Here is a 20,334-nt window from a genome sequence, read left to right as displayed (position 1 = left end):
TAAACAAAGCCTGTGGAGACAATGTAAGACGTCTTAGGAATCCCCTAAGATGCAATGGTCTGTGAAACAGGAAGCCCTACCTTCAAGCATTCCGAAAGGATGATAAGGTGAGGTCATTCACTAGAATCAGACAATGCAGGAAGTATACCATAAAATTGCTTATGGGCTTTTTACAGTAACATCTCTGTTTGCAGGTAGTATTGGCTATTTTTAACAAAACAGGTTTTATGACACCATACAGGAGGTTACGATGAAGAATTTTCAAATCGCACTAATACCAGGGGATGGAATTGGACCAGAAGTCGTTGCAGAAGGGGTGAAAGTTTTACAAGCAATTGAGGGAATGGACGCGTCTATTTCGTTCTCATTTACAACGTTTCCCTGGGGATGTGAATATTATCTTCAGCATGGCAAAATGATGGATGATGATGGGCTGGAGCAGTTGAAACCGTTTGATGCGATATATCTTGGGGCTGTTGGGTATCCAGGTGTTCCGGACCATATATCATTACGTGATTTGCTTATCAAAATACGAAAACAGTTTGATCAATATGTTAATTTGCGGCCAGTTACATTGCTACATTCTTCATTGACACCACTGAAAGCAAAAACAGAAAAGGACATTGACTTTCTCGTGATCAGGGAAAACAGTGAGGGAGAGTATGCAGGTGCCGGGGACTGGTTATATAAAGGAATGCCGGAAGAGGTCGTATTGCAGACCGGTGTATTTTCCCGGAAAGGTACCGAACGGATCATCCGCTATGCCTATGAGGAAGCCCGAGAGTCAAACCGGACATTGACAAGTGTCAGCAAAGGTAATGCGCTAAATTATTCGATGGTTTTCTGGGATGAGGTATTCGCTGAGGTCGGGAAAGAATATCCGGATGTAAAGACTTATTCCTATCTCGTTGATGCGGCAAGCCTTTATTTTGTTACCAATCCAGAACGATTCGAAATCGTGGTTACTTCCAATTTATTTGGTGACATTTTAACGGATATTGGCGCTGCAATTACAGGCGGTATGGGACTGGCGACCGGCGCAAATGTGAATCCAGAGAAAACATTTCCGTCCATGTTTGAACCTGTCCATGGTTCTGCTCCGGATATCGCCGGTAAAGGTATTGCCAATCCGCTTGCTGCTATTTGGTCAATCAGCCAGCTGATGGACTTTTTTGAAGAAGGACAATGGGGAAGAGCTATCCTCCATACGATAAAACGAATGCTTGAAGATAAGGAACAGCTAACACCGGATCTGGGTGGAAAGGCTTCTACCAGTGAGGTTGGTGACCAGTTTGTTGAATTGTTGAAACGATTAACGGTTGGTAGAGAGTAGGTTACAAGAGTATAGGATCCCGGTTTCGAGGTTTTATCGAAACCGGGATCCTATTTGTCTGGAAAATTATCTTCTAAAAAAGGATTTTATAAATTAATGTCGAACTATGTAAATAGAGAATTTTACCTATTATGTCTAAATAGTGAAAGATAAAATCGGAACAGATTGGTTTTTTCATAGAGGATGATGATCACGGATGGACGTAAAAAAAGAAGCAGTAGGAATTATAGCAACGATTTTACTTGTTATCCCACTGGCAGGGGGAGGCTTTTGGATTGTGAAAAGCCTAACAAGCAACCCTGCTGCATCGAAAACGGATGAAAATAGAACCTTTCTTGCTCGTAACCATTCTAGTAATAGCCTTACGAACACGCAGAAAACATTGTCAATTGCATTTTTAGACCAAGATGAAGTAGAAAAAATGGTATTGGAAGATGAAGCAGAACTAGTAGATGATGGAGATGAATATATGATAAACACGGATATGAACAAGGCCGGTGGCGAGTCCGCAGTCTCATGGAGCTCCGAGAACCAAACTGAGTCAGGCGGCAGTACTGTAACTAAAAGTAGCGGCTCTAACAACAGGAGTATAGGCAACCAGACTAGAACAGAAAGCAAGTCTGAAAAAAAGGACAGCGAGGATAAGGTTGATAAGCAGGACAATAAAAAGAATACTGATCATATGGATAAGTCAAAAGAGCAGGATGATAATGCTACAGACAAGGATAATAACCAGGGTAACGTAAAGCCAGAACAAGGAAATAATAAAGAAGAGGACTCCGGTAACGGTTCAGATGGTAACAGTTCAGCTGAAGAACCGTCAAAAGAACCCGGCAAGGATGAAGTGAAAGATGGGGGAGAAATGAAGGACTAGACCAAATTCTGGCAGCTATAATGCCTTTAATACGCCCCGCAGTATCTAATACTGTGGGGCGCGATTTACCTCATAACTCTATACAAATAAACCTGCCACGGCAATCCATTCTTTACAAAATTTCGCTCATACTGCAATCCGTTTTCTCGATAATTTTCAATTGGCAATGCTGAAAAAATATACTCCCCGCCCAGATCTTTTAAGGCATCGGTATTAATAGCAAGATTCTCAATTGTTTTCTTGCTGTTTTTGCCAAACATATAGTGTTTTCCCAATTCATCCACGAACATGTATGCTCTGCCGCCCCATGTATCGTAATAGCTTTTTAGCGAGGGATTTTTATTAAGCTCCGGAGCGATCACTTTCCGGAATTTATGTTTATATACTAATGGATAGCTGTTGTTATATGTATCCAGTGTATAAAATCCATTGTATTGTGCAATTGTCGGGTGCATCCCGATGCTGACAACACGGTATGTGGACTGATCCTTGCCGATATAATCCTCAATCTCCTGAAATAATTCGACAGCATAAAATTGTTTGAATGTCGGTGTACCAATTTCGCCGTATTTTGTTTCTTCGTTCAACTGAAAAAGCATGGTGCATTGTACGATAATCAACACGACAACGAATGGCTTGAAAAATTTAAAATGCTTCCATAAGATGGTCAATCCGATGGCAAAACATATATACCAAATCGCCGGGTCAAAAAAGTGAATGCGGCTGAAATTGAACGTGTTAGCGACCATAAAATTATCTTTAACCACGCGCCAGCCTTCCCAATACCAGAGAGCATACCATAGGGAAAGGAACACATTAAAAAGAAAAAAGGCCAAAAGCTGTTTCGGATTCAATTTCCGGTAAGCAGCCACCAGTAAAGCAAGACCAATGACTGGAAATATGATTAAAAAATGGATTGATAAATCATGGGTATGGCCATTGATCAAATTGTGCAGAAATAAATCAAATGTTCCAGGTAAATCCTTATGACCAAGGTTTAATTCGCTACGATGTGATGTAAAACCATTCTCAAAAAACATGGAATAAATGAGCAAGTAATTTTTAATTAGATAAATACTTGTCATTCCGGCAATTGCTGCGAAAAACGGCCAGTTAATTCGTTTTTTACGAATCCAATCGATTAGCCAAAATAATCCCATCAGACTAAGAAAGAAGACGAACGTTAAAACAAAATTTGAGAAAAATGGGATCAAAAATAAGGTAATCCAATAATATTTCGGCGCTGTTTTTCCCTGTGAACGGATTGTCAGAAAAATATGTAATGCAAGCGGCAAACCGGCAATCGATAATAAGCCGGATGGCCAATATGGCAAAAGGGCGAATCCAAGCGCCGCCCCAGCTGTTATAAGTGGTTTATGCTCACTTTTGAGAAGATTTTTTTTCAGCAGCAAATACATCCCAAAAAACGCAACAAACCGCATTATCGTTTGCCCGATGATATAGGCGGTTATTGGCTTGAATAAAACATACAACCATACCATCGCATCAAGTCCGGATGGTAACGTACTTCGTGGCAACCCGTTTATCACATTTGGCAGTGCGACATCCTTCAAAGTGAAAATATGGCCGCTGTCGGCAAGGAGTTTGTACCAGACAATGTTCGAATCCAAATTATCGTGCACACGAATGTGAGTATCTTCACCAAGTACGTAGTATGGCATTAAATAGGCAAGAATAACCAAGCAAGCGATCAGCGGATATTTATGTTTGGTAATACGTGTAAATAGTGTTGACCACATGATCGATTGCCTCTTCTCCTAGTCCATAATACAAAGGTAAACGTAATAATCGTTCACTTTCCGTCGTTGTATAATGATCGGTACCGATGAACTTCCCGTATTTTCTTCCCGCATGGGAGCTGTGCAGTGGTACATAATGGGATACTGCCATAATACCATATTGTTTTAAATAGCTGATCAATCCGTCACGTTCACTTTCATTTTTTGTTTTGATAAAAAACATGTGGGCATTATGCTCGCAATTTTCCGGGATAAACGGGATTGTAAGGTTGTTGACTGCTTGAAGTCCCCGCTCATATTGCTGCCATGACCGTTTGCGATCCTCGGTAATTGTTTCCGCATGCTCAAGCTGTACGGACAGGTAAGCAGCATTTAAATCACTTAATAGAAAGGATGATCCAATGTCACGCCAAGTATACTTATCTACCATGCCTTTTTTAAACTGTTGCCGATTTGTCCCTTTTTCTTGAATGATTTCGGCTCGCTCTACAGCATTTTGGTCATTGATGATAAGTGCGCCACCTTCCCCGCACGTAAAATTTTTCGTTTCATGAAAGCTAATTGTGCCAAAATGACCAATCGTACCAAGAGGCTTTCCATTATATGTACTCATTAGCGCCTGGGCTGCGTCCTCAATAACCCATAATCCGTAACGGTCGGCTATGTCCATTATGGCATCCATTTCACAGGCAACTCCAGCATAATGAACAACGACGATTGCCTTCGTTCGCTCCGTGATAGCTGCTTCAACTAGTTCTGGGTCAATGTTCATCGTTTCCGGTGTAACATCGACAAACCGAATGGATGCGCCTCTGATTGCAAAGGCATTAGCCGTTGATACAAAGGTGTATGATGGCATGATAACCTCATCCCCCACGGAAATATCGGTTAAGATGGCGGCCATCTCCAAAGCTGCCGTACATGACGGGGTCAACAAGGCCTTCTCGCATCCTAATTGGTTTTCCAACCAGTCGGTACATTTTTTCCCAAAGGGGCTGTTGCCTGATAGTTTACTATTTTTGATAGCATCTGCTATTGCCATTTCCTCGCTTCCGACTGCACACGGTTTATTAAATGGAATCATGTTTTCACCTCGTTAAATTGGTTTACTCTTGCCGAGCCTAAAGAAAGGTTGCTAGCTCCGTCCCCTTGAACTGCTAGTCAAACCGGGAAGTCGCTGATCTCCCTTGGAAAGTCGCCGATCAGATTGGGAAATCCGCTGATCGAATCGGGAACCCCGCTGATCGAATCGGAAAAATCGCCGATCGAATCGGAAGACCCGCCGATCGAATCGGGAAACCCGCCGATCGCCCCGGGAAACCCGCCGATCACCCTGGGAAACCCGCTGATCGCATCCGGAAGAAACTTCTTACAATGACTGGCTCGTAACGACAATACCAAGCACAATCAAAGCTAGCCCAACAACTTTCTGTATTGTCACTGGTTCGTTAAACAATAAGATGGAGAATATAAATACTAGAACGAAAGAAAGGCTCATAAATGGGTATGCATAACTGATATTAAACTTGGTCATCGCAGCCATCCAAAACAGGGAAGCAACAAAAGCGGAAAGAAAGCCGGATAAAATAACAGGGTCAAGCAGCAGCTGCAATAAAAAAATCAATTTATCCTTCCATACTTCTGGCAGACTTCCGGCTTTATCAATCTTCCATTTCAAAATTAATTGCCCATAAACGGTAAAAAAGATGGTGCCAAATATATATGCATATCCCATAGCTACACTTCCGCCGGGGACGGGCCGTTTAATTTGTGATAGACATCAATTGTATTTTTCAATTTGAAACCAAGCATGATAAACAAATTCAACGATGCAACGTTGGCAGCAGAAATCGACGTTCGAAGCCGGTCGTGCCCATCGTTAAATTGTGCCTGACATCCCTTGCTGGTGAAAGCTTTGGCGAGCCCCTTACTGCGAAATTCCTCCTTCATTCCAAGTAATAGCACTTTTTCACCCTCATACCCATAAAAACCTGCCAGCTGATCCTGATAATAAAGAGCAAAAATCTGATCCTTCATCTGTAAATCCCTGACCCAATTCATATAACGCAAGTCAGCCAGCGAGGAGGGAATATGAAAATCGCGATGGAAGCGGCCATGCATAAAAGCTTCTTCCGCGATTGCCAGTACTTCTTCCTTTGCATAATCTTTGGAAATGGATGTGCCTTCCCGGTCAAAAGCGACCAAATTTTCCTTTTCGCAAACTGGCTCAATTAATGTGTCCATATAATAAAAGTCATGCTTTAAAATTTGTTCCGGGTTCTCCATTGGATTTACTTTAATCGTGTAATGCCCCTCATATTGATCAGTTTCCTTTAGCGCTTCCTCCGACACGGAAGTAACCTCATACGTTGGGATCCGAAAATTCCGTTCATCCCACGGGGTCGGGCGTAAGTATTCCATTAGTGATCAGCTCCGTTCGTTATGTAATTCATCTGTCGTTTCACGAATAAGATAAAGTGGTCTGCCTTTTGTTTCATTAAATACTTTTCCAATATACAACCCAAGCACACCGATATTGAAAAAAATCAGTCCGCCGATGAAAAAAATCGATACCATCACACTGGTCCAGCCCTGGACAGGTTTAGCAAGAAAAAAATATCGGGCAAATAAATACACTCCGTACAAAAACGAAACAAACGAAATCAAAAAACCAAATTGAATGGATAGTCGGAGCGGTTTATTGGATTGGGATATGATCGCATCTGTTCCAAGTGTGATTAACTTTTTAATGTTATAAGATGATTTCCCCTCTTTTCTGGCATTATGTTCGACCTCTACAGATCCCGTTTTATAGCCCATCCATTGGATAAATAATGGAAAGAACCGATTCTGTTCCCTCATGCACCGAAAGCCTTCCACTACTTTTTTCGAACTGATGCTGAAATTGGCGATGGTATGATCCGAATTTCGTCCGGTAAAAAAATCGTAAATACGATAAAAAAGCTGGGATGATTTACGCTTAATCCATTTATCCTTCCTTACTGTACGATTGCCAAAAACGACTTCATACCCCTCAAGTGCCTTGTGGTATAAGGTTGCTATTTCCTCTGGCCGATCCTGTAAATCACAATCCATCACCACAACCCAGTCACCATTCGTATGATCGAGTCCAGCCGTGATGGCATGATGCTGACCAAAGTTACGAGCCAGATCAATTCCTTTAATCCGGTCATCGTTTACGCTGAGCTGTTTGATCGTTTCCCATGCATGATCGGGACTTGCGTCATTGACTAAAATAATCTCAAGTCGGGCTGGTATGGCTTCAATTGTTTTTTTGATGCGATTACATAGTTCAATTAAACAGGCCCTGCAGCCATAAACAGGGATGACAACGGAAATTAGTGGGTTACTTTTTCCCATTTGTTCACATACCATTCTACTGTTTGTCTGATTCCCTGCTCGAACGTCATTACTGGTTTCCAGCCCAATGTTTTTCTTGTTTTCGTGTCATCAACAGCATACCTGCGATCATGTCCGGGGCGGTCCTCTGTATACGTAATTAAATCGGCAAAGTACTCAATCGATGCACGTGCCTTGATGTCGGGTTTCAGTTGATCAAGAATTTGACAAATCTTTATTGCAACTTCAATATTCGTCAACTCGTTCCCGCCACCAATATTATACGTTTCCATCGTGTTCCCATGATGGTAGACAAAATCAAGTGCCTGGCAGTGATCGGTCACATAAAGCCAATCACGAATATTTTTCCCATCACCGTAAATTGGGATGGACTCCAGGGAGAGTGCTTTTGCGATGATGGTCGGGATCAGTTTTTCCTCGTGTTGTCTTGGCCCGTAATTGTTGGAACTGCTTGAAATGACAATGTTCATCCCATACGTATAGCCAAAGCTTTTGACAAGCAAATTGGCACTGGCCTTTGACGCGCTGTATGGATTGCGCGGATTATATGGTGTTTGTTCATTAAATTTCCCGGTTTCATCAAGTGATCCATATATCTCGTCGGTCGAAATTTGGTGAAAACGTCGCTCATGAAGTACGCCTAGTCTCTCCCAGGCATTTCGGGCAGCTTGCAGAAGTACCGTTGTTCCAACAACATTTGCTTCAACAAATTGTTTGGCATCCTGAATAGATCTGTCAACATGTGATTCCGCAGCAAAATGGATAACACCTGAAATAGGGAAATCTGAAAAAATAGACTTTACTAATTGCTCATCTGCAATATCACCATTGATAAAATGATAATTTGGCAGATCTTTTATCTCATTAAGGTTTTCCGTCGATCCGGCGTATGTCAGCTTATCAATATTGACGAGCTGATATTCCGAATGTTCTTGTAAAAAATACGTAATGAAATTGGATCCAATAAATCCTGCTCCACCAGTAATGAGGATAGTTGGTTTTTGGTTATTCATTTTCGACCAGTCCTAACATTGGGTTACGGTCGATGGCTTCCCAATATTGCTGTGTATGCTTGCGGTTAGCAATTTCCAGCAAATATTTACCATAATCGTTTTTTTCCATCGACTTCCCTTTTTGGTATAATATTTCTTTTGGTATATATCCCATATAATAAGCGATTTCTTCAAGGCAAGCCAACTTAAATCCTTGACGTTGCTGAATATTTCTTACAAAAGCTGCGGCCTCAAATAGTGATTCATGTGTCCCGGCATCCATCCAAGCAAAGCCTCTTCCTAACAATTGAACGTTAAGCTGTCCGCGTTTCAAGTATTCCCTGTTCAAATCGGTAATTTCTAATTCACCGCGGTTAGAGAACCGAAGTTTACGAGCTAGGTCAACCGCACGATGATCATAAAGATATAATCCGGTGACAGCGAAATCGGATTTCGGTTCCGCAGGTTTCTCTTCAAGAGAAAGTACCTTTTGCTGATGGTCAAATTCAACGACGCCAAACCGCTCCGGATCCTTTACCCGATAACCGAAAACCGTTGCATGCTGATGATGTTTGATTGCATTCCGAAGCATTGTTGTAAACCCTTGACCGTAAAAAATGTTATCGCCAAGAATTAGTGCGACATTGTCTTTTCCAATGAAATCCTCCGCTATCATGAATGCTTCGGGAATGCCATTTGGTTCCTCCTGTTCCTGATAGGTAAGTGAAATGCCCAATGTTGAGCCGTCTCCGAGCAGTTCCTCAAATCTGGGGCGGTCACATGGCGTACTGATAATCATGATGTCTTTTATGCTGCCTAACATTAATACCGATAATGGATAATAAATCATTGGTTTATCAAAAACTGCCAAAAGATGTTTATTGATACTGTTTGTAGTTGGCGATAATCGGCTTCCACTTCCACCAGCCAGTATAATGCCCTTCATGGATACCATCCCTTTGCTTTTTTAATACGTGCGTATAGTCCATACCTCTTAACAAGCTATTACCTTTTTCATCGAAAGTTAATCTTACAATTTTGTTTCAATTTGATTAGCTCAAGTTTCAGCTAGAATGCCTATGGCAATATTTCATTTTTTATTTGGTTACTACATCCTTGTTTGGCTTAATTAAAAAAATGTGTTATTTCCTTATAGCGCGTTTCAAAAAGTCGCTAATGAGAAGATCGACTAAAAACGCCACCTCAATAGCCAACGGATACTAGCATTTCGCGTAGGTTATCAGAAAGTCGAGGCGCAGCGCAGCTCGAGCATTGGGCTTGTTATAGGAGGTGCTGATTTCTGCGCTTGGCGAAAGAGGGCGGTTTTAGCAGAAGAATCTATATCGCCAGCGCCCGAGTTCGCCACCTGCCATTTGGTGACTTTTGAGTATCCTTTTTATACTACTTATGTAAACCCTGCCAGCAATTATCTATTTCAGACTAAACAGTAGAGGGAAAATTGAAAAATGTCAACTAAAACAGCATATTTCAGTAGGTTACTACATTTCCAAATTGAAAATTAAATCCGTTATATCAACGGTTACGGGGCGTTATATACCTTGCTTTGGACCGATCACAAGATTTATTTGGAATTAAGGTAGCGTAAAAATACCAAAAATTTAGAGGGGAAAAATAAGTCATCATTTTCATTTATAGTTGAAATTATAAGAAAAAAATGATGGCCGATTTGGCCGATTTAGGTTTAATAGGCTAACAGGTACAGTAGTGTTTGGAACTAAAGGTGGTGGTTTTGCATAGTTTTTTCATACTGTGTTCCAATGTTTGGGAAGTAATAATCCAGCATTTTTGCGGTAACCGTTTCAGGCATAACGTTATACTATTTGCTTCGGTAGTTGAATAAGAATATAGAGGACATATGATGAGGAGACGATTGGGTATGAACAAACATCGTCAGGGCATGGGACTGGTTATTCTGCTGCTTGCTATTGTTGTTATTTGGATTACAGCATATTTTTACCTCCACAAGTCTCCAGAAGACATGGCGGTTGCAGCAGTTGATACATTTTATACATACGAAAAGAATGGGGCATTCTCCGATTCATGGGCAATGTTTCATCCGCAAATGAAGGAGAAGTTTGATAAAGTACAATACTTGCAAATTCGCCCACACGTGTTCATGAATGACTTCGGTGTTACAACGTTTACATATACACTTGGGGAACCGGAAGAAGTGAAGGATTGGCAAATGGAGGAGGGAGCGGAACCGATTGACCTTGCATATAAGGTAACGGTAACACAGTCATTCGGTGGAAAGTTCGGCAACTTTAGTATTATTCAGGATGTATATGTGACGGCCGTCGATGAAGAGTGGGTAGTGCTTTGGGATTATCGGGACAGTCCTGGCAAATAAATTGCTCAACCAAGACAAAATATTCTAAACTAAATATTATAGTAAAAACAGGAGGCTGGAAAACATGATAACGATAACCGAAATCCACCAGGCACGCGGACAAATTTCAGATATCATCAATGAAACACCTATCATCACTTCCAAACAATTATCTTCGTTATGTGGAAATAACGTGTATCTTAAGGGAGAACATTTGCAGAAAACGGGTGCTTTTAAAATCAGAGGAGCGACAAACAAAGTGAAGCAAGCTGTTAAAGCTGGAGCAACCTTTGTGACGGCTGCTTCATCCGGAAATCATGGCCAGGCAGTAGCATACATTGCTGATATTCTTGGCATTGATGCAACCATTGTTGTACCCGAGGATGCAACTAAAAGTAAAATTGCTGCCATTCAAGGATACAACGGAAAGATTGAAAAATGTGGTTTTACATCAGCAGAACGACTGCCCCGGGCTCAGGAATTAGCACGGCTCGCAAATGGTGTTTTTGTTCCACCATATGATGATCCATTAATTATTGCCGGACAAGGAACGATTGGACTGGAAATACTGGAACAATTGGATGATGTAGATGTAGTTGTCGTTCCGATCGGAGGAGGTGGATTGATTTCCGGTATCTTAACCGCGATAAAAGAAACGAGGCCGCAAGTAACAGTAATTGGAGTCGAACCGGAAATGGCAAATGATACATATTTATCGCTGGAAAAAGGAGAGATTACTGCTATTCCGGAAACAAGAACGATTGCAGACGGTCTCAGAACAAGTCAGCCAGGTGATAGGACGTTTCCGATTGTACAAAAGTATTTGGATGAATTAGTGCTTGTCAGCGAACATGAAATACGGCAGGCCATGTTCTTTGTGCTGGAAAGAATGAAGCAGCTAATCGAGCCATCAAGTGCGGTCTCTGTCGCTGCTGCAATGTTTAATAAATTACATACACAGGGGAAAAACGTTGTATGTGTACTTTCGGGGGGAAATGTAGATGTCGGTAAATTGAGCAGAATTTTACCTCAATGAGGATTATCCAGTTTCAACATTTTTTATGAAATAGCTAAAAATAGGACAATCTTATCTGTCAGCGTAAACTATCGCAGAGTATAATGATAATAATTCTAAATATTGTAATTCGGGTAATAACTATATTTTGGGGAGTGATCCAATGTCCCAGAAACTTGCCGTGGCAATCCTTCATGGAGCAGGAACACCCGAAACAGATTTTGCGGAAGAAATGATGCGTCTAATTGCCAAAGATTTTACGAAAAAGCTTCATCTGGACAATGCCGAACAAGAGCTGGAGTTTGAACCTGTGTTTTGGTCGGTTGTATTTGCGGATGAACAGGCCGCCCTTTGGAAGCAAGTACAAGAAAATGCCAATTTACATTATGATCGGTTGAGACGGTTTACAATTGAATTCCTTGGTGATGCGATTGCCTATCAGCCAACTGTCAGCGGCGATCAAAACTATGATAAGGTGCACGCGATATTCGCGGAATCCCTTTCACGTCTGAAAAACAGGGCGGGCTCAACTGCACCGTTATGTGTGATCAGTCATAGTCTTGGCAGTATCGTTGCAAGTAATTATTTTGCTGACCTGCAGTTCAGACAAGAGAAAATCGGCATGCGGACGAAGCAGCGGATGAATAATACCCCTTTGGAAAAAGGGGAAACGCTGTCACTCTTCTATACAATGGGAAGTCCGCTGGCGTTATGGTCAGTACGTTATGTTGATTTCGGATCACCAATTCATGTACCTTCCCCTTTATTAAAACAGTATCATGCTAATGTCCAAGGGGAATGGCTTAACTTTTACGATAAAGATGATGTGCTGGCATATCCTTTGAAATCAATAAATGAAATGTATGATACGAATGTAACGAAGGATGTAGCAGTAAATGTCGGGGGGATGTTTACAAGCTGGAATCCTCTATCACATAGCCGCTATAACGAAGACGATGATGTGATTACGCCGATTGTTGATGGACTTGTTAAGACGTGGAAAAAAGTAAATGAATAGCAGTAAGCGTCATGAACCATCTTTTGACAGGGATAGACAAGTACGGAGAACCAAAATATACAAGTGAACAGGTAAATCTGTTCGAAAACCCACAAGGAGTGATCAGTGTGGCAAGAAACAATAATGAATTGTTGGTGCCTGGTGCGGAAAATGCAATAGACCAAATGAAAGAGGAAATTGCAAATGAATTAGGTGTCAAGCCTGGAGCAGACACGACTGCACGTGAAAACGGATCGGTGGGTGGCGAAATGGTCAAACGAATGATCAAAATCGCCGAACAAAGTATGCAAAATGGCAAACGATAGCTAATGTGCTGTAGGTCAGTAAGCATACCGAAAGAGGACTCTTGTTAGGGTCCTCTTTTGATACCGTTTTTATTATGATAAAATATTTTTAAAATAAATAATTTTTTAGAAGGGTGAAGAATATGGCTGAATTTCATATTATGAAAGATGCGGAGGAATTTTACTACCCAGGAAATAATACAGGTGTCCTTGTCATTCACGGGTTTACAGGTTCAACGCAAAGTATGCGGTTTTTGGGGGAGCAGCTGGCTGAAGCGGGTTTTACGATTTATGGGCCAAGATTAACGGGTCACGGAACCGCTCCGGAGGATATGGAAAAGTCAACCTATCAGGAATGGATCCAAACGGTTGAGGATGGACTTGAAAAATTAAAAGCAACCTGTTCAGCCGTTTTTGTCACAGGACTATCAATGGGCGGTACCTTAACATTGTACTTAGCGGAAAATCATCCGGAAATTAAAGGCATCGTGCCAATTAACGCAGCAATAGAGATGCCTGAACTGATCGAAACGTATGAACAGCACCGTTCCACTGACACGAAGTTTGTTGACGGCATCGGTTCCGACATCAAAAAGGAGGGCGTCGAGGAACTTGCCTATCCGAAGACGCCTGTGAAGTCAATGGGTGAGCTAATCAATTTGTCCAAACTAGTCAGAAGTAATTTAGCAAAAATAAATGTACCCGCACTCATTTTTTCATCAACGGTTGACCATGTTGTGCCACCAGAAAATTCACAGGAAATCTATGAATCCATCATATCCGAAAATCGTTCGATCATTAAGTTGGAAAATAGTTTCCATGTAGCAACATTGGATAACGATAAGGAATTGATCGCGGAGAAAAGTATTGAATTTATTAAATCAATCATGTAGTTTGATAGAGAAGAGCGTGTTCAGTGACACGCTCTATACTACTTAAAGGGGTCTTAGACGTGAACATAATTGATACACATTGTGATGTTCTGCTGAAACTGCAAATGGCAAAACGGGGGGAAATGTTTGGACTTGAGCCTATTCATTTTCAGGATTCAGCTCAATTGGACAGTAGTTTACATAATTTAAAAGAAGGCAGTGTTAAGGTCCAATTCTTTGCCATATTTATTCATCCCGATGTACCTTCAGATGAAAAATGGCAGCACGCGCTCGAACAGATCGATTTATTTTATACAGAGGTAGTTGGCAAAAATCCACAGGTGAAGCATATTAAAGATTGGGCAGACTTTGATACATTGCAGGACGGGGAGATGGGCGCTGTTTTGACGCTGGAGGGTGCGGATGCATTCGGAAATGATCTAATGAAATTGCGCCATTTGTACCGGCTTGGTGTTTTATCGATTGGTTTGACATGGAATAATGTCAATCTTTGTGCTGACGGAGCAGAGGAACCGCGTGGTGGTGGCTTAACGGTTTTAGGTAAGGAAGTCGTCAAGCTGAATAATCAGCATCATGTTTTTACCGATGTCTCACATGCCACTGTGAATGGATTTTGGGATATTTTGGAGCTGGCGGATTACCCGATTGCAAGTCATTCCAATGCGCGTACGATTTGTAACCACCCACGGAATTTGTATGATGACCAAATTAAGCAGATGTTCGCGAGTAACGGGCTGATCCATGTCGTGTTTCATCCACTCTTTACAACTGGTGACGAACAGAACGCCAAGATTGCTGATTTGCTCAAACATATCGACCACTTATGTGCACTTGGCGGAGTACATCAGATTGGTTTTGGTTCTGACTTTGATGGAATCAGCCACTACATTAGTGATCTGGAAAATGCAGCGAAATATCATAACCTGATTAATGCGCTGTTGAAACATTATAAAGAGGAAGAGGTAAAGGGCTTTGCATACCGTAATTTTTTACGCCATCGACCTTTATAGGTAAAAGGTTTGATAAAAGAAGCATGTTTAAATACTCCAGATCATAGAATGATAGCGTGTACATGTGTACAACTATCTGATGTAAAGGAGTGGTTCATATGGCTGGTAATCGTGGGGTTGCCTATGTACGGCCAGGAGAGGTTGAGGTTCAGGATATTGGCTATCCGGATTTAGTATTGCATGATGGACCTGGGGTAAATCCACTTAACGTCGGCAGAAAATGCAATCATGGTGTCATTCTTAAAGTTGTTACCACGAACATTTGTGGCAGTGACCAGCATATGGTCAGAGGTCGGACAACGGCGCCAAGTGGGTTGATTTTGGGGCACGAAATTACGGGTGAAGTAATCGAAGTTGGCAGTGATGTCGAGTTTATCAAAAAAGGGGATTTGGTTTCTGTTCCATTTAATATTGCTTGCGGCCGTTGTCCAAGCTGCCGGAGACAGGATACCCATATTTGTGAGAATGTAAATCCGGATCGGTCAGGATCGGCATATGGTTACGTTGACATGGGCGGCTGGGTTGGTGGCCAGTCGGAATATGTCATGGTTCCTTATGCCGATTTCCAGCTTTTAAAATTTCCTGATAAAGACAAGGCTATGGAAAAAATTCTTGATCTAACCATGCTTTCGGATATTTTCCCAACCGGATATCATGGGGCAGTCAGTGCAGGTGTCAAAACCGGATCAACTGTTTACGTTGCCGGAGCAGGTCCTGTTGGATTAGCAGCGGCGCATTCCGCACAGCTTCTTGGTGCATCGGTTGTCATTGTTGGTGACATGATTGAAGAACGGTTAGCACAGGCAAGAAGTTTCGGATGTGAGACAATCAACTTGCGGGCACACGACAATGTTGGGGAACAGATTGAGCAAATCCTAGGTATTCCTGAAGTGGATTGTGCAATTGATGCGGTTGGTTTTGAAGCAAGTGGTCATGGTGAGGGGGCAGTGGAAGCGCCAGCAACCGTACTAAACACAGTTATGGATATTACAAAGGCAGGTGGGAAACTTGGCATCCCTGGACTTTATGTAACGGGTGATCCAGGTGCAGTTGAGGCCGATGCGAAAGAGGGGACGTTAAGAATCAGACTTGGGTTAGGCTGGGCCAAGGCACATACATTTGTTACGGGACAAACACCGGTAATGAAATACCATCGTGATTTAATGAAGTCGATTTTAAGCGGAAAAGCGCAAATTGCCAAAGCGGTAAACGCAACATTAATTTCGCTTGATGAAGCTCCAAGCGGATATAAAGAATTTGATGGCGGTGCATCGAAGAAATTTGTCATTGATCCGCATGGACTGGTGAGAAATTAATCTATAAATCTATAAAAACTGATAAAACTCATGAAACCACTACTGATTTCGTGAGTTTTTTATTTTTGGATTAGCCGAGTCGATTTTAGGGAAAAGAAGTTTATAACAAACCAGGGCGTTGCCTGGGAATGAAGGATTTGCCAATAAAAGTGTAAATTAACTGACAAGCGGTGGAGGTTGTTATAACCGCCCGAAAACCACCGTTAAGTGTCCAAGCCATGGTTGACAGGAGCAAACCAGTGGCTACTTTAGCATATATTCGTAACTATTTCCTAATAATATATTTCATATAAGCTAGCGGGATTTTTATGATTCGAGAATGAAACATGCATAAACTGCATATATTTTTGTAATCTGATCCTTTTGATAAACCAACTTGGGACATGGAATAATGCGGAACTCTCCAATGAAAATCCGGACAACCATTGACAACGGTTACAATAAAAATTATAATTATCGTAACAAGTTAATCATGTGGTGGAGATATGGAGACCCGCATTTCAGTAGTACCTTCGTTGGAAAAGGTATGTCTATTGAAGTGTGGGTCTTTTTCTTCATTATTTTTTTCTTGTTATGAAACCGGTTGTATTAGAAATTTATAAAGGGGTGTAAAGTATGTCTGAGTTTTTAGCTGAATTAATTGGTACGATGATCCTGATTATTTTAGGGGGAGGTGTTGTTGGCGGTGTTGTTCTGAAGGCTACAAAAGCAGAAGGTTCCGACTGGATTGTTGTTACAGTTGGCTGGGGTCTTGCAGTAGCAATGGGTGTTTATGCAGTCGGAAACTTTACTGGTGCACATATAAATCCTGCTGTGACATTAGGATTTGCAGCTGCAGGAGAATTTCCTTGGTCAAAAGTTCCAATGTATATTAGCGCGCAAATGATTGGTGCAATCATTGGTGCCTGTATTGTATTTCTAAACTATTTGCCACATTGGAAGGAAACAAAAGATCAGGCAGCAAAACTTGGGGTATTTGCAACGGATCCTGCTATTCGCAGCCCTTTCTCCAATCTGGTCAGTGAGATTATCGGGACATTTGTCTTGTTGCTGGGATTGATGTTTATCGGTGCTAATGAAATTACGGAAGGATTAAATCCGCTTATTGTAGGTGCTTTAATCTTGGCAATTGGTGTATCGCTAGGTGGGGCAACCGGATATGCGATTAACCCGGCACGAGACCTGGGTCCAAGAATTGCCCATGCACTTTTGCCAATACCAGGAAAAGGTGGTTCAGATTGGAGTTACTCCTGGATTCCAGTCGTGGGTCCGATTATCGGTGGTATTTACGGTGCGGTTTTCTACAATGCCATGTTTTTAAGTGAATTTTCAGCGTTTTTTTGGGTGATGAGTGTCATTGTTGTAGCAATTTTAATTGGTGCTGCAAGTTCTGAATTGAAGAAAGGGAGAACAGCTAATAAACTGGAGGAAACAATAAAAAATTAATTAGGGAAGGAAATGATTATGAGTAAACAGTATATTTTATCCTTGGATCAAGGTACCACAAGTTCAAGGGCCATTCTTTTTGACCAGAGTGGTACCATAATCGAAACAGCACAAAAAGAATTTGAGCAATTTTTCCCACATCCCGGCTGGGTTGAACATGATGCGAATGAAATCTGGAATTCGGTGCTTGCCTGCGTGGCCGAAGTGTTGCGAAAGGCTGATGTTGAGCCAACTCAAATAGCTGGAATCGGTATTACAAATCAACGGGAAACGACGGTCGTTTGGGACAAAAACACTGGGAAGCCTATCTATAAAGCAATCGTCTGGCAATCCCGGCAAACGGATGGCATTTGTAAAGAATTGCGTGAAGCTGGTTACAACGAAATATTTAGAGAGAAAACCGGTTTACTGATTGATCCGTATTTTTCCGGAACAAAGGTGAAATGGATTCTTGATAATGTCGAAGGTGCAAGGGAAAAAGCAGATAAAGGTGACTTATTGTTTGGAACAATGGATTCATGGCTTGTTTATAAACTATCCGGCGGGAAAACCCATATTACGGATTACTCCAATGCTTCCAGGACACTGATGTTTAATATTTATGATCTGAAATGGGATGATAAACTACTAGATATACTAAACGTACCGAAAAGCATGCTGCCGGAAGTTCGTCAGTCGTCTGAAGTATATGCCAATACAGTTGACTATCATTTCTTTGGTCATGAGGTACCAATTGCTGGTATCGCCGGGGATCAGCAGGCGGCATTGTTTGGTCAAGCATGTTTTGATAAAGGAATGGCTAAAAACACTTATGGAACGGGCTGCTTCATGTTAATGAATACAGGAGAAGAAGGCGTTCAATCGGAAAATGGATTACTGACAACATTAGCGTGGGGCGTTGATGGGAAGGTAGAGTACGCGTTAGAGGGAAGTATTTTTGTTGCTGGATCTGCTATCCAATGGTTGCGTGATGGATTGAAGGTTATTGAAGACGCTCCACAAAGTGAAGATTTCGCTACAAAGGTCGATTCGACGGATGGTGTTTACATGGTTCCTGCTTTTGTTGGACTGGGGACACCGTACTGGGATAGTGAAGCGAGAGGTGCAGTCTTTGGCTTAACCCGCGGGACAACGAAGGCACACTTTATTCGGGCAACCCTTGAATCACTGGCATATCAGACAAAAGATGTGTTAGATGCGATGATCGCCGATTCCGGTATTGATTTGAAAACCTTACGTGTTGACGGTGGGGCTGTGAAAAATAATTTCTTAATGCAGTTCCAAAGCGATATTTTAGGTGTACCAGTGGAGCGGCCGGTTGTGCAGGAAACAACCGCCTTAGGTGCAGCATATTTGGCAGGTCTTGCTGTCGGGTATTGGAAAGATAAAGACGAAATTTCCAAGCAATGGCAAAACGAAAAAACATTTACAAATGAGCTGGAGGAAGAAAAACGCACCAAGCTTTATGATGGATGGAAAAAAGCTGTACGAGCAACAAGAGAATTTAAATAAGCCGTAAAGGGACCAACTACTGGGGTTGGTCTCTCTTTTCAGGTATTCTTAAATCAGGTAAGGAAATACTAGCAATAGGGGATGTTCAAACAGTCACCAAATGATAAGTGGCGACTTTTTGAACACACACTAACAGGGAGTGAATTGGATGAAGAAAATAGTGAATGACCCGGAGCGAGTCGTACAAGATATGATTCAGGGACTTGTTACTGCACATCCAGGTAGTGTAAAACAGTTACCTGATACAACCGTCATTACCAGGAAGGATGCGCCCGTTTCCGGAAAAGTTGGACTCGTCAGCGGTGGTGGTAGCGGTCATGAACCTGCCCATGCTGGATATGTTGGCAAAGGAATGTTGGATGCTGCGGTGGCTGGGGAAGTTTTTACCTCGCCAACGCCAGATCAAGTTTTGGAAGCAATTAAAGCAGTTGACAGTGGTGCAGGTGTATTGCTGATTATAAAAAATTACACTGGTGACGTCATGAATTTTGAAATGGCAGCGGAAATGGCGGAAGCAGAGGGAATTCAAGTGGAAAAAGTGGTTGTCAATGACGATGTTGCAGTAGAGGATAGTTCATTTACCTCTGGCCGCCGTGGAATTGCGGGAACTGTATTTGTACATAAAATTGCCGGGGCAATGGCAGAAAAAGGCGGTTCTTTGCAAGAGGTTAAGGCTGTGGCGGAAAAGGTTATCCGTAATGTACGTTCGATGGGAGTGGCGACAAGTCCGTGTACGGTTCCAGCGGCAGGAAAACCTAGCTTTGAACTTGCGGATGATGAGATGGAGGTTGGTATCGGGATTCACGGGGAGCCTGGAATTGAGCGGAAAAAAGTTGCAACAGCAGATGAAATCGCTGGTGAATTAACGGACAAAATTTTTACTGACTTAGATTTTGCTAATAGTGATGTTGCTGTTATGATTAATGGGCTTGGAGCCACACCGGAAATGGAATTGTATATTGTCAACGGAAAGGTACAAGCAATCTTGGCGGATCAAGGAATGAATGTCTACAAAACGTTTGTCGGTGAATTCATGACATCGTTAGAAATGGCCGGCTGTTCGGTGACATTATTAAAATTGGACAATCAGTTGAAAGAATTATTGGACGCACCGTCAACTGCTCCGGCTTTTTATAGTTAATGGAAGGGG

20 protein-coding genes are annotated in these 20,334 nt (G+C 41.9%); 12 read left to right on the top strand and 8 right to left on the bottom strand.

The features are described 5' to 3' along the window. Positions 1–250: 250 nt before the first annotated feature. On the top strand, positions 251–1,333 hold the full coding sequence (locus IEX12_RS07110) for a tartrate dehydrogenase (protein WP_088052828.1): 1,083 nt from the start codon (positions 251–253) through the stop codon (positions 1,331–1,333). A 196-nt stretch (positions 1,334–1,529) separates the two neighbouring features. Next, positions 1,530–2,207 (top strand): hypothetical protein, encoded by a 678-nt coding sequence (locus IEX12_RS07105; protein WP_088052829.1) that lies wholly within the window; start codon positions 1,530–1,532, stop codon positions 2,205–2,207. Positions 2,208–2,272: 65 nt separating this feature from the next. Here the strand turns inward: IEX12_RS07105 and IEX12_RS07100 are convergent, their stop codons facing one another. The 8 genes from IEX12_RS07100 to rfbA all read right to left on the bottom strand — a co-directional run bounded on the left by IEX12_RS07100 (position 2,273) and on the right by rfbA (position 9,286). Continuing rightward, entirely contained in the window at positions 2,273–3,967 is a 1,695-nt protein-coding gene (locus tag IEX12_RS07100; protein ID WP_088052830.1) for a DUF6044 family protein, read from the bottom strand. Then, entirely contained in the window at positions 3,930–5,051 is a 1,122-nt protein-coding gene (gene rffA / locus IEX12_RS07095; RefSeq protein ID WP_102414830.1) for a dTDP-4-amino-4,6-dideoxygalactose transaminase, read from the bottom strand. Before rffA ends, IEX12_RS07100 begins: the two co-directional genes overlap by 38 nt. A gap of 77 nt (positions 5,052–5,128) precedes the next feature. After that, complete coding sequence (locus IEX12_RS07090) at positions 5,129–5,299, bottom strand: hypothetical protein (protein WP_188724848.1); 171 nt, start codon at positions 5,297–5,299, stop codon at positions 5,129–5,131. Between the two features lie 37 nt (positions 5,300–5,336). Beyond that, entirely contained in the window at positions 5,337–5,702 is a 366-nt protein-coding gene (locus IEX12_RS07085; RefSeq protein ID WP_088052833.1) for an EamA family transporter, read from the bottom strand. A gap of 2 nt (positions 5,703–5,704) precedes the next feature. Then, positions 5,705–6,388: an N-acetyltransferase gene (locus IEX12_RS07080; RefSeq protein ID WP_102414832.1), complete on the bottom strand. Its 684-nt coding sequence runs from the start codon at positions 6,386–6,388 to the stop codon at positions 5,705–5,707. 6 nt (positions 6,389–6,394) lie between these two features. Next, positions 6,395–7,348: a glycosyltransferase family 2 protein gene (locus IEX12_RS07075; protein WP_088052835.1), complete on the bottom strand. Its 954-nt coding sequence runs from the start codon at positions 7,346–7,348 to the stop codon at positions 6,395–6,397. Beyond that, a complete protein-coding gene (rfbB, locus tag IEX12_RS07070; RefSeq protein ID WP_102414833.1) occupies positions 7,327–8,361 on the bottom strand; it encodes a dTDP-glucose 4,6-dehydratase in 1,035 nt (344 codons plus the stop codon). The genes IEX12_RS07075 and rfbB overlap by 22 nt, the downstream gene beginning before the upstream one ends. After that, positions 8,354–9,286, bottom strand: a complete 933-nt coding sequence (gene rfbA, locus IEX12_RS07065) for a glucose-1-phosphate thymidylyltransferase RfbA (protein WP_102414834.1) — start codon at positions 9,284–9,286, stop codon at positions 8,354–8,356. The genes rfbB and rfbA overlap by 8 nt, the downstream gene beginning before the upstream one ends. Before the next feature lie 951 nt (positions 9,287–10,237). Between rfbA and IEX12_RS07060 the strand changes: the two genes are divergently transcribed. From IEX12_RS07060 to dhaK, 10 genes are all read left to right on the top strand, one after another. Next, positions 10,238–10,711, top strand: coding sequence for a hypothetical protein (locus IEX12_RS07060; RefSeq protein ID WP_088052838.1), 474 nt, complete (start codon positions 10,238–10,240; stop codon positions 10,709–10,711). A 64-nt stretch (positions 10,712–10,775) separates the two neighbouring features. Then, positions 10,776–11,726 (top strand): threonine ammonia-lyase, encoded by a 951-nt coding sequence (locus IEX12_RS07055; protein WP_102414835.1) that lies wholly within the window; start codon positions 10,776–10,778, stop codon positions 11,724–11,726. Between the two features lie 142 nt (positions 11,727–11,868). Beyond that, the gene (locus IEX12_RS07050) at positions 11,869–12,723 is read left to right on the top strand and encodes a glycosyltransferase family protein (RefSeq protein ID WP_102414836.1); all 855 of its coding nucleotides are present in this window, start codon (positions 11,869–11,871) and stop codon (positions 12,721–12,723) included. A 107-nt stretch (positions 12,724–12,830) separates the two neighbouring features. Next, entirely contained in the window at positions 12,831–13,028 is a 198-nt protein-coding gene (locus IEX12_RS07045) for an alpha/beta-type small acid-soluble spore protein (RefSeq protein WP_286170974.1), read from the top strand. Positions 13,029–13,150: 122 nt separating this feature from the next. Next, on the top strand, positions 13,151–13,900 hold the full coding sequence (locus IEX12_RS07040; protein WP_102414837.1) for an alpha/beta hydrolase: 750 nt from the start codon (positions 13,151–13,153) through the stop codon (positions 13,898–13,900). Positions 13,901–13,959: 59 nt separating this feature from the next. Next, positions 13,960–14,910, top strand: coding sequence for a dipeptidase (locus IEX12_RS07035; RefSeq protein WP_102414838.1), 951 nt, complete (start codon positions 13,960–13,962; stop codon positions 14,908–14,910). Positions 14,911–15,008: 98 nt separating this feature from the next. Next, positions 15,009–16,226, top strand: a complete 1,218-nt coding sequence (gene fdhA, locus IEX12_RS07030; RefSeq protein WP_102414839.1) for a formaldehyde dehydrogenase, glutathione-independent — start codon at positions 15,009–15,011, stop codon at positions 16,224–16,226. Positions 16,227–16,841: 615 nt separating this feature from the next. Beyond that, a complete protein-coding gene (locus IEX12_RS07025; protein WP_088052844.1) occupies positions 16,842–17,672 on the top strand; it encodes an MIP/aquaporin family protein in 831 nt (276 codons plus the stop codon). An 18-nt stretch (positions 17,673–17,690) separates the two neighbouring features. Then, positions 17,691–19,184, top strand: a complete 1,494-nt coding sequence (gene glpK / locus IEX12_RS07020; protein WP_088052845.1) for a glycerol kinase GlpK — start codon at positions 17,691–17,693, stop codon at positions 19,182–19,184. A gap of 148 nt (positions 19,185–19,332) precedes the next feature. After that, positions 19,333–20,325 carry a dihydroxyacetone kinase subunit DhaK gene (gene dhaK, locus IEX12_RS07015; RefSeq protein WP_102414840.1) on the top strand — a complete coding sequence of 331 codons (993 nt, stop codon included), beginning with the start codon at positions 19,333–19,335 and terminating at the stop codon, positions 20,323–20,325. The last annotated feature ends 9 nt before the right edge of the window (positions 20,326–20,334 follow it).

Origin of the sequence: Lentibacillus populi (genome assembly GCA_014642895.1) — a bacterium.
Classification (GTDB): Bacteria; Bacillota; Bacilli; order Bacillales; family Amphibacillaceae; genus Lentibacillus_C; species Lentibacillus_C populi.
Note: the sequence above shows the minus strand (reverse complement) of the source record. Positions and strands in the feature narration are given on the sequence as shown.

Coding starts and splice junctions, on each gene's coding strand:
- IEX12_RS07110 (WP_088052828.1), top strand. CDS start 251: ATGAAGAATTTTCAAATCGCACTAATACCAGGGGATGGAATTGGACCA.
- IEX12_RS07105 (WP_088052829.1), top strand. CDS start 1,530: ATGGACGTAAAAAAAGAAGCAGTAGGAATTATAGCAACGATTTTACTT.
- IEX12_RS07100 (WP_088052830.1), bottom strand. CDS start 3,967: ATGTGGTCAACACTATTTACACGTATTACCAAACATAAATATCCGCTG.
- rffA (WP_102414830.1), bottom strand. CDS start 5,051: ATGATTCCATTTAATAAACCGTGTGCAGTCGGAAGCGAGGAAATGGCA.
- IEX12_RS07085 (WP_088052833.1), bottom strand. CDS start 5,702: ATGGGATATGCATATATATTTGGCACCATCTTTTTTACCGTTTATGGG.
- IEX12_RS07080 (WP_102414832.1), bottom strand. CDS start 6,388: ATGGAATACTTACGCCCGACCCCGTGGGATGAACGGAATTTTCGGATC.
- IEX12_RS07075 (WP_088052835.1), bottom strand. CDS start 7,348: ATGGGAAAAAGTAACCCACTAATTTCCGTTGTCATCCCTGTTTATGGC.
- rfbB (WP_102414833.1), bottom strand. CDS start 8,361: ATGAATAACCAAAAACCAACTATCCTCATTACTGGTGGAGCAGGATTT.
- rfbA (WP_102414834.1), bottom strand. CDS start 9,286: ATGAAGGGCATTATACTGGCTGGTGGAAGTGGAAGCCGATTATCGCCA.
- IEX12_RS07060 (WP_088052838.1), top strand. CDS start 10,238: ATGAACAAACATCGTCAGGGCATGGGACTGGTTATTCTGCTGCTTGCT.
- IEX12_RS07055 (WP_102414835.1), top strand. CDS start 10,776: ATGATAACGATAACCGAAATCCACCAGGCACGCGGACAAATTTCAGAT.
- IEX12_RS07050 (WP_102414836.1), top strand. CDS start 11,869: ATGTCCCAGAAACTTGCCGTGGCAATCCTTCATGGAGCAGGAACACCC.
- IEX12_RS07040 (WP_102414837.1), top strand. CDS start 13,151: ATGGCTGAATTTCATATTATGAAAGATGCGGAGGAATTTTACTACCCA.
- fdhA (WP_102414839.1), top strand. CDS start 15,009: ATGGCTGGTAATCGTGGGGTTGCCTATGTACGGCCAGGAGAGGTTGAG.
- IEX12_RS07025 (WP_088052844.1), top strand. CDS start 16,842: ATGTCTGAGTTTTTAGCTGAATTAATTGGTACGATGATCCTGATTATT.
- glpK (WP_088052845.1), top strand. CDS start 17,691: ATGAGTAAACAGTATATTTTATCCTTGGATCAAGGTACCACAAGTTCA.
- dhaK (WP_102414840.1), top strand. CDS start 19,333: ATGAAGAAAATAGTGAATGACCCGGAGCGAGTCGTACAAGATATGATT.